This is a genomic window from Halobacterium sp. CBA1126 (genome assembly GCF_009741975.1).
Taxonomy (GTDB): Archaea; Halobacteriota; Halobacteria; order Halobacteriales; family Halobacteriaceae; genus Halobacterium.
Genome location: NZ_WPCF01000108.1, coordinates 1 through 8,113 on the forward strand (window position 1 = coordinate 1; position 8,113 = coordinate 8,113).

Annotated in this window: 11 protein-coding genes; 1 reads left to right on the plus strand and 10 read right to left on the minus strand. The window is 72.2% G+C overall.

What is annotated here, in order from left to right; genetic code table 11:
* The 10 genes from GJ634_RS12680 to cbiT all read right to left on the minus strand — a co-directional run.
* Nucleotides 1-256: DUF3209 family protein (locus GJ634_RS12680; protein ID WP_157503180.1), on the minus strand; the 256-nt coding region annotated here is incomplete at its 3' end.
* Nucleotides 253-1,476 carry a CbiX/SirB N-terminal domain-containing protein gene (locus GJ634_RS12685; protein ID WP_331714167.1) on the minus strand — a complete coding sequence of 408 codons (1,224 nt, stop codon included), beginning with the start codon at nucleotides 1,474-1,476 and terminating at the stop codon, nucleotides 253-255. The genes GJ634_RS12685 and GJ634_RS12680, both read right to left, overlap by 4 nt.
* Nucleotides 1,473-2,162 (minus strand): cobalamin biosynthesis protein, encoded by a 690-nt coding sequence (locus GJ634_RS12690; RefSeq protein WP_331714168.1) that lies wholly within the window; start codon nucleotides 2,160-2,162, stop codon nucleotides 1,473-1,475. Before GJ634_RS12690 ends, GJ634_RS12685 begins: the two co-directional genes overlap by 4 nt.
* On the minus strand, nucleotides 2,159-2,401 hold the full coding sequence (locus GJ634_RS12695) for a ferredoxin (protein WP_157503182.1): 243 nt from the start codon (nucleotides 2,399-2,401) through the stop codon (nucleotides 2,159-2,161). Before GJ634_RS12695 ends, GJ634_RS12690 begins: the two co-directional genes overlap by 4 nt.
* Nucleotides 2,401-3,348, minus strand: coding sequence for a precorrin-3B C(17)-methyltransferase (gene cobJ / locus GJ634_RS12700; protein WP_157503184.1), 948 nt, complete (start codon nucleotides 3,346-3,348; stop codon nucleotides 2,401-2,403). Before cobJ ends, GJ634_RS12695 begins: the two co-directional genes overlap by 1 nt.
* Entirely contained in the window at nucleotides 3,348-4,214 is an 867-nt protein-coding gene (locus GJ634_RS12705; protein ID WP_157503186.1) for a precorrin-3B C(17)-methyltransferase, read from the minus strand. The genes cobJ and GJ634_RS12705 overlap by 1 nt, the downstream gene beginning before the upstream one ends.
* Nucleotides 4,211-5,182: a cobalt-precorrin 5A hydrolase gene (cbiG, locus tag GJ634_RS12710; protein ID WP_157503188.1), complete on the minus strand. Its 972-nt coding sequence runs from the start codon at nucleotides 5,180-5,182 to the stop codon at nucleotides 4,211-4,213. Before cbiG ends, GJ634_RS12705 begins: the two co-directional genes overlap by 4 nt.
* A gap of 2 nt (nucleotides 5,183-5,184) precedes the next feature.
* Complete coding sequence (locus GJ634_RS12715; RefSeq protein WP_331714169.1) at nucleotides 5,185-6,054, minus strand: cobalt-precorrin-4/precorrin-4 C(11)-methyltransferase; 870 nt, start codon at nucleotides 6,052-6,054, stop codon at nucleotides 5,185-5,187.
* Nucleotides 6,047-6,763: a cobalt-factor II C(20)-methyltransferase gene (locus tag GJ634_RS12720; protein ID WP_157503190.1), complete on the minus strand. Its 717-nt coding sequence runs from the start codon at nucleotides 6,761-6,763 to the stop codon at nucleotides 6,047-6,049. The genes GJ634_RS12715 and GJ634_RS12720 overlap by 8 nt, the downstream gene beginning before the upstream one ends.
* The gene (cbiT, locus tag GJ634_RS12725) at nucleotides 6,760-7,326 is read right to left on the minus strand and encodes a precorrin-6Y C5,15-methyltransferase (decarboxylating) subunit CbiT (RefSeq protein WP_157503192.1); all 567 of its coding nucleotides are present in this window, start codon (nucleotides 7,324-7,326) and stop codon (nucleotides 6,760-6,762) included. The genes GJ634_RS12720 and cbiT overlap by 4 nt, the downstream gene beginning before the upstream one ends.
* A 150-nt stretch (nucleotides 7,327-7,476) precedes the next feature.
* Here cbiT and GJ634_RS12730 point away from each other — a divergent pair.
* The coding region (locus GJ634_RS12730) for a MarR family transcriptional regulator (RefSeq protein ID WP_157503194.1) at nucleotides 7,477-8,113 on the plus strand (637 nt) is incomplete at its 3' end.

An 8,113-nucleotide genomic window follows, 5' to 3' on the forward strand; every position in this document is an offset into this window, starting at 1 on the left:
CGACGAGGCGGCCGCGGAGGTAGTCGTAGTCGGGGTCGGCTTCGTCGGCCGCGGCCACTTGTTCTTCGAGGTCGACGAGCGCGGCGTCGAGGTGGCGCTGGAGTTCGGCCAGCGAGTCGGCGGTCGCCAGCCCCTCGATCGGACCGTCGAGGTGTCCCTCCAGTTCCTTCTCGGCGTGTTCGCGCGCGCTGCGGTCGGTGGCGCCGAGGACGTTCATGAGGCCGAGGCGGAGCGCTTCGAGTTCGTGGCAGGTCATAGCAGCTGTGAGTCGAGGTCGGCGACGATGCGCTCGCGGTCGAGGTGCGAGGCGACGATGCGGTCGGCGTCGTCGGGTTCGACGCGCTGGTACCAGACGCCGTCGGGGTAGACGGCGACGTTCGGGCCGTCGCCGCACTGGCCGAGACACGACGAGCGCGTGACGCGCACGTTCCCGCCGTCGGCGTCGCGGGCGGCCTGCCGGAGGCGTTCGAGGACGGCGGGCGCGCCGTCGGCGGCGCACGTCTGGTTCGTGCAGACGGCGACGTGTCTGTCGGGCGCGTCGTGGGCGTGGGGTTCGTCGGCGACGTCCTCGCGGTCGGCGTGGGCGTCGCGGTGGTCGAGCGCGCGCAGCATCGCCTTCGCGCCGCCGACGTCCTCCTCGTAGCCGTCGAGTTCGACCTTGTACTTGCAGGTGTCACAGGACATCTCGACGCTCCCGGTGCGGGCTTCCTGCCAGCGGTCGCCGAGCACGTCCAGCAGCCGCGAGTCCGTCCCGAGCGGGTCGCCGGGGGCCGCGTCGACGTACGGGTACTCGGCGTCGAAGTCGGCGGCGCCGTCGCAGATGCGGCCCGTGAGCACGCCGTCGCCGAGCATGTACGGCAGCACGACCACGGCGTCCGGCCGGTGTTTGGCGACGTCGTGGAGCGTCTCGTCGAGCGTCGGCTCCGTCACGCCGATGAAGGTGGCGTCGACGCGCGAGAACGCCCGGCCCTCGTAGAGGAGGCGCGCGAGCTTGTGGACGTCGGCGTTCGCGTCCGGGTCGCTGGAGCCGCGCGCGCACAGCACCACGGCCACGTCGTCGCCCTCGCGGTCGACGCCGAGGTCGGCTTCCACTGCTGCCGCGCGGTCGTCCAGCAGGTCGACGAGAGCGGGGTGGACGCCGAGGTGCGAGCCGTTCTCGAAGCTCACCTCGGGGTGGTCGGCGCGCGCCCGCCGGAGCGCCGCGGGCACGTCGTTCTTGACGTGGCTGGCGGCGAACAGCGAGAGGTGGACCACGGCGATGGAGGACACCGAGGGCGCGAGCGCGTCGATGGCGTCCGCGAGCGACGGCTCCGCGAGTTCGAGGAAGCCCGCGTCGACGGGCACGCCCAGCCGGGACTCGAGGTCGGCGGCGAGCGTGCGCACCTGCTCGTTCGACTCCTCGCGGCGGGAGCCGTGGCCGACCAGCAGGACGGCCTCGTCGTTCAGGCTCGCGGTCGCGTCGTCGGTGCGGCTCACGGCCCCACCTCCAGCGAGACGTCCACGCCCTCGGCCTGTTCGAGGCTCCGCCGGAGCTTCCGGCGGCGGGACGGCGCGAACAGCCCGGACGCCTCGCTACCCTCGTAGAGCCACGCGCCGAGCTCGGGGACGGCGGCGTCCTCCACGCTGAAGTAGTAGCCCGAGGACGCCGCCGCGGGCTCGCCGTACGGCGCGTCGACGGGCGCGTCGTCCAGCAGCGACTGGACGCGCTCGAGGAGCGCGCGGTCCTCGTGGACGACGGAGAGCCCGACGGTGCCCGCCGAGGACTTGAAGCAGACGGTGCCGCAGGCCTCCACGACGCCGCGGAGGAGCTGGCGGTCGTGCTCGGCGAGCGCGTCCAGCCGGTAGCCGCCCGCGTCGCCGTCGAGGGGGAGGCCGAACGCGGCCGCCGCGCGCGCCGCGAGGCCGCCGAACACCTGCACCGTGTACTCGTCCTCGCGCCGCGTCACCGAGGTGTCGTGGGCGTACTCCCGCTCGGCGACGCGGTGGCCGGTGCGCTCGCCGCCCGCGATCGCCGCGAGCGTGTCGGCGGCGGCCTCGTCGCTCGTCTCCACGGTCACGCAGGCGTCGCTCAGGTCGCCCGCGCCCGCGACGTGCCCCCAGAAGTACGCGGTCTCGGGGTGACCGGCGAGCGCGGAGTCCGGCGCGTCGACGTCGGCGCTCACGACTCGCTCACCTCCTCGACGGTGATGGCGTCGAACGGACAGGCCGCGGCTGCGGCCTCCGCGTCCGCCGCGTGGTCGTCCGCGAACGTCGCTTCGACCGTCTCGGCGTCCGCCTCGACGTCCCCGCTGCTCGTTTCGAGCGTGGCGAGGCCGTCGTCGTCCTCGACGAACCGCGAGTCCCGCGTCAGGCACGCGAACACGCCGTCGCAGGCGTCGCGGTCGATGGTGACCCGGTACATCAGTAGTCGTACTTCGTCTCGTACCCGCGCGGGGTGACCATCCGGCCGTCGAAGACGTACGTGTCCTCGTTGCCGACGACGACGGTCGTGGTCATGTCCACGAGGTCGGTCTCGCCGTACGACTCGAGCTCGCCGAGGGTCGTGATTTCCACTTCCTCGTCGTCGCGGCTCGCGCCGTGGACGATACCCACGGGGGTGTCCTCGTCGCGGTGCGCGAGCAGAATCTCGCAGGCCTTCCGGAAGTTCTCGCGGCGCTTCCGGCTCCACGGGTTGTAGATGGCGATGGTGAACCCCTCGCCGGCGACCGCGTGCAGCCGCGACTCGATCTCCGGCATCGGCGTGAGGTGGTCCGACAGCGAGACGCTGACGGAGTCGTTCACGAGCGGCGCGCCCAGCCGCGCGCCGCAGGACTGCGCGGCGGGGACGCCCGGCACGACCTCGAAGTCCAGCGCGGACGCCGTCGCGCCCTTCGACTCCACGATTTCGAGCGCGAGGCCCGCGAGCGCGTACACGTTCGGGTCGCCGCTCCCGACGATGGCGACGTCGTTGCCCGCGAGCGCGCGGTCGACGGCCTCCTCCGTTCGGGAGACCTCCCCGCACATCGGCGTGTCGTAGATCTCCTCGGCGTCGTCGGTGACGTCGTCCGGGATGAGGTCGATGTACGTCGTGTAACCGACGATGTGCTCGGCGTCCCCGAGCGCGGCCGTCGCGCGCTCGGTCATCCCCTCGGGCTCGCCGGGGCCGAGGCCGACCGCGGTGAGCTTTCCGGGGTCGGCGTCGAAGTCGTCGACGGTCGACCCGACCCGCTCCTCGGTGCTCTCGGACGCGCCGCACGAGGGCGACGAGTCCGAACTGCCGGACGCGCCGCACGCCGACTCGCTGGTGGTCGCTGCGCCGCAGTTGGAAGCCGATTCGCCGGTCTCGGTGGTGGTGTCGTCAGTGCTCATCAGAAGTCCTCGACGTCACGCCCGCCGCGCGGGGTGACGAGGTGGTCGCGGTGGTCGTTGGTCCATACCTCCGTCTCGTGGTTCCCGACGAAAATCGAGGTGCCCATGCCGCCGACCTTCTCGTCGTGGTCGGCGACCTCGCCGAGCGTCGTCACGGTGTGGGTCTCGCCCTCTACGTTCCGGCCGGCGTCGCCGCGCCCCGCGTCGTTGACGATGGCGGCGGGGACGTCGTCCGCGCGCTCCTCGCGGAGCACGCCGACGGCGCGCTCGTAGTCCCGCCAGCAGTTGTAGAGGACGACGACGAACCCGCTGATGGCGGCCGCGCGGAGCTTCTCCTCGATCTCCGCCCAGCCGCGCCACTTCTCCGACAGCGAGACGGTGCAGAAGTCGTTCGACAGCGGGGCGCCGAGGTTCGCCGCCCCGCCGAGCGCGGCCGTCACGCCCGGCACGATTTCGATGGGGACGTCGTACGCCTCGTCCTCCTCGGCCATCAGGTAGACCAAGTCGGACTTCCCGTAGACGTTCGGGTCGCCGCCGGAGACGTGCGCGACGTCCTCGCCGTCGCGGACGCGCTCGAAGGCCTCCCGCGCGAGTTCGACCTGCCGCCCCATCGTGGAGCGCACGACCTCCTGCTCGGGGCGCTCGTCGGCGTCCTCCGGCGGGAGCGTGCCGTCCCGCCGCAGGAACTCCTGGTAGAGGTTCGACGCGACCACGCAGTCCGCCGTCCGCACCACGTCCTTCGCGCGCTGGGTCATCCCGCCCGGCAGCCCCGGGCCGATGCCGACGACGTACAGCGTGCCGTAGTCGCCCGCGTCGGCGCCGCTCGCGCGTTCCGAGGTCTCGCTCCGCTCGACCTCGCTGCTCATCGTCCCACCGCCACCGTCACGGCTTCGTCGTAGCGCTCCTTCTCGGCGAGCAGGTCGTGGTCGCGGCCGCCCGCGATGGCGGCGGCCTCCGCGATGCCCGGCCAGCCGATGAGTTCCTTCGACCGCGAGGGCGTCGGGCCCTCGTGGGCTTCGAGGGTCTCCTTCTCGAAGGAGACGACGCCCAAATCGAGGTCCTCGGCGGCCGCGAGCAGGCCGTCCTCGTCCTCCTTCCGGGTGCCGGTGGCGACGAACTCCACGTCGCCGAGGTCGTAGTCCGTCGCTTCGAGGGCCGCAGTCCACGCCTCGCGGAACTGCTCGGCGTCAGCGCCGGAGACGCTGCCCGTGCCGAGCACGACGCCGTCGTCGGTGTTGCGCTTGAGGACGGTGACGTCGTCGCCGGCGAGTACGGCCGCGGGGCCGTCGAGGCGCGCGACCGGGCCGAGTTCGTCGTCGAGGACCGCGAGGTTCGTCGCGACCGTGGAGTCGCCGTTGACGACGTGCGCGTCGAGGGCCTTCGCGCGCTCCTCGACGCCCTGCTTGCCCGCGGCCTCCGAGGCGGTCGTGGTCGCGGGCACGGCGCCCATCGACGCGAGGTCGTCCGCGACCTGGTTGGCGCCGTGGTGGCCGCCCGTGAGCGGAATCGCCCACGTGAGCTCCTCGTCGACCACGACCACCGCGGGGTCGTCCCACTTGTCGTCGAGCAGGCCGGCGGTCTTCCGCATCGCGATGCCGGAGGCCATCAGGCCGACAAAGCAGTCGTACTCGCCCCAGTGCTCGGCGAACACGTCGCCGTGGTACTCCAGAATCTCGATTGCGTCGTAGCGGTCGCCGATGCCGTCGACGATGTCCTCGGCGGTGTCCATCTTCCGCTCGAACGCCACGACGGCGATTTCTTCGGCGACCTCGCCGTCGGAGTCCGGCGTCGAACAGTGCGCGCTCGAACTGTCGGTGTCGTCGTTCGTGCTCATGATTAGTCGTCCGCCTCGCTCTCGGTGCGGTTCGCCCAGTCGCCGTAGAGGTACGATCGGTCGTAGTTCGCGCCCGCGCCCGCCTCGCCGACGACGACGAGCGCGGACGCCCGGTAGCCGGCGTCCGCGACCTTCTCGCCGATGGTTTCGACGGTGCCCTCGATGACGTCCTCGTCCGGCCACGACGCGTGGTAGACGACGGTCACCGGTGTGTCGGGGTCGTGGCCGTCCTCGAGCAGGCGGTCCATCACCTCCGGGACCGCGTGCGTGCCGAGGTAGATGCAGGTCGTCACGTCCCCCATCGCCACGAACTCGGAGACGTGGTCGTCCTCGGGGTCGAGCGTGCGGCCCTGCGGCCGCGTGAACGCGACGTGGTTCGCGGTCCCGTTCAGCGTCAACTGCGTGCGGAGCGTCGCCGCCGCCGCGAACGCCGACGTGACCCCCGGGACGAGGTACGTCGGGACGCCCTCGGCTTCGAGCGCGTCCATCTGTTCGAGAGCCGCGCCGTACACCGCGGGGTCGCCGCTGTGCAACCGGACGACCGTCCGGCCGTCCTCGTAGGCGTCCCGGAGCAGTGGAATCAGCTCCTCGAGGTCCTTCCCCACGGAGGAGACGGTCTCGGCGTCCGCGCAGTACTCCTCGAGGAGCTCGCTGTTGACGAGCGAGCCGGCGTGGACGACGAGGTCGGCGTCCGCGAGGAGGTCTCTCCCCGTGACCGTGAGCAGGCCGGGGTCGCCCGGGCCCGCGCCGACGAACGGGACGCCGTCCTGCACGTCGCCCGCGGTGTGCTCGTAGACGCGCTCGTCGCGGCCGCGGCCGCGCTGCTCGCTGGCGGCGTCGATGGCGGCCTGCGGGTCGGTCGCGTCAGTCACCGCCGACCACCCCGGTGTCCTCGCGGGCGTCCTCGAAGGCGGTCGGGCGGTCCTTCTGGAGGTCCGCGCGCTCGGCGTACGCGAGCGTGTAGTAGTCGCGGTCCGCCACGTCGGCCGGGTCGGTGGTGACGCGCTCGTCGCCCTGCTCCATGAACAGCCGGCGGCCGTACGTGACGTCGTAGCCGGCGTCCACGAGCCCGTCGTGGGTCGCTGGCGCGTCCGTGACCTTGAACAGGACCATGCGGTCCGGGCCCGTGGGGGACTTTCCGTCGGCGGCTTCGCGGAGCGCGAGCCCGGCGCCCGCGTCGACTTCGACGCCGAGCGCGGTGGCGAACGCGGTGACCGCGCTGACGCCCGGGACGACCGCCACGTCCACGTCGGGGTGGAAGGCGTCGAGCGTGCGGCGGAGGTGGCCGAACGTCGAGTAGACGTTCGGGTCGCCGAGCGTCACGAACGCGACGTCCCCGCTGCGGGCGCGCGGTGCGACCTCCGCGGCGGCCTCGCGCCACGCCTCGCGGAGCGCCTCGGGGTCGCGGGTCATCGGGAAGTCGAGGTCGCCGATTCGGGACTCGGGGACGTGCTCCGTGGCGACCGACCGGGAGAGCCGGCCGGGCGAGTAGACGACGTCCGCGCGCTCGAGGACGCGCTGCCCGCGCACGGTCACGAGGTCTGCTTCGCCGGGGCCGAGGCCGACGCCGTAGAGCGTCATCGGTCGCCCTCCGCGTCGCCGTCGCCGGCGCTCCCGACGAGCATGTAGACCGGGTTCTGCGAGTCGAACGAGGTCGCGCCCGCGAGCTCGTAGCCGTGGCTCACCTGGAACTGGACGACTTCCTCGAGGAGGTCGCGCTCGCGGAACGCCTCGGTGGCGGCGCCCGCGACCTCCAGCCGGGAGACGTTCATCACGACCCGGTCGACGGCGGCGTCGACGGCGTAGTCGAGGACCGCCTCGTAGTTCCGGCTGCCGCCGAGGAACAGTGCGTCGGCGTCCGCGGGGAGGCCGTCGGGGGCTTCGGCGTGGCGGACGTCGACGGCGTCCGCGAGGCCGTTGGCGGCGAGGTTTCGTTCGGTGGTCTCGACGCGGTCGGCCTTGCGCTCGACGGCGGTGACGCGGCCGGCGTCGCGGGCGGCGTCGGCGGTGACCGCGCCCGTGCAGGAGCCGACCTCGGCGAAGTGGTCGTCGGGGCCGAGCGCGAGCTTCGCCCGGAGGACGGCTCGTACCTCCGGTTTCGTCGGCCCCGCCTTCGCGTCGTGGGGGAGTCGGGTCTGTGACATCACCGAACACAACAGCAGTAGCGCCTAAAACAATTTTGGTTGAATTAGGGAAAGTGTAGTTGCCTTATGTCCGGCTGAACGGACGGTAACGCAACCGAGGACGCAGTACGCACAAAGATACTTGAATTAGGGACCACTCTGGTAGCGGTAATGAGCGATTCGAGCACCGTCGGGGAGCTGGGGGTCCTCCGGAGCAAGCGGAACGCCACGCGCTACCAGATACTCGTCGAGATCGCCGAGCGCCAGCCCGCGGTCAGCCAGCGCGAGATCGCGGAAGCCATCGGCGTCACCGCCCAGGCCGTCAGCGACTACCTCGGCGACCTCGTGGAGGACGGCCACGTGCGCAAGCACGGCCGCGGCCGCTACGAGGTCACCAAGGAGGGCGTCGACTGGCTCATCTCCCAGACCGACGACCTCCGGTCGTTCGTCGAGTACGTCTCCGAGAACGTCATCGAGGAGGTCGAGGTCGACACCGCCATCGCGACCGCCGCCATCGAGGAGGGCCAGCGCGTCACGCTCGCGATGCAGGACGGCGTGATGCACGCCACGCCCGGCGACGTCGGCAGCGCCACCGCGGTCGCCGTCACAGACGCGGAACCCGGGCAGGACGTCGGCGCGGCGGAGTTCGAGGGGATGCTCGACTACCAGCCCGGCGAGGTCACCGTGCTCTCCGTGCCGACGGTACAGGACGGCGGGAGCCGCGCGCTCTCCGACGATGCCGTCGAGTCTCGGCTCGCGGACCACGACCGCGTCGCCGCCGCGGGCGTCGAAGCCCTCGTCGCGGTGC

What these genes read in the sequence shown, in the direction of transcription:
- cbiT (WP_157503192.1), bottom strand. Translation starts at nt 7,326, where the DNA reads ATGTCACAGACCCGACTCCCCCACGACGCGAAGGCGGGGCCGACGAAA.
- GJ634_RS12695 (WP_157503182.1), bottom strand. Translation starts at nt 2,401, where the DNA reads ATGTACCGGGTCACCATCGACCGCGACGCCTGCGACGGCGTGTTCGCG.
- GJ634_RS12720 (WP_157503190.1), bottom strand. Translation starts at nt 6,763, where the DNA reads ATGACGCTCTACGGCGTCGGCCTCGGCCCCGGCGAAGCAGACCTCGTG.
- cbiG (WP_157503188.1), bottom strand. Translation starts at nt 5,182, where the DNA reads ATGAGCACGAACGACGACACCGACAGTTCGAGCGCGCACTGTTCGACG.
- cobJ (WP_157503184.1), bottom strand. Translation starts at nt 3,348, where the DNA reads ATGAGCACTGACGACACCACCACCGAGACCGGCGAATCGGCTTCCAAC.
- GJ634_RS12705 (WP_157503186.1), bottom strand. Translation starts at nt 4,214, where the DNA reads ATGAGCAGCGAGGTCGAGCGGAGCGAGACCTCGGAACGCGCGAGCGGC.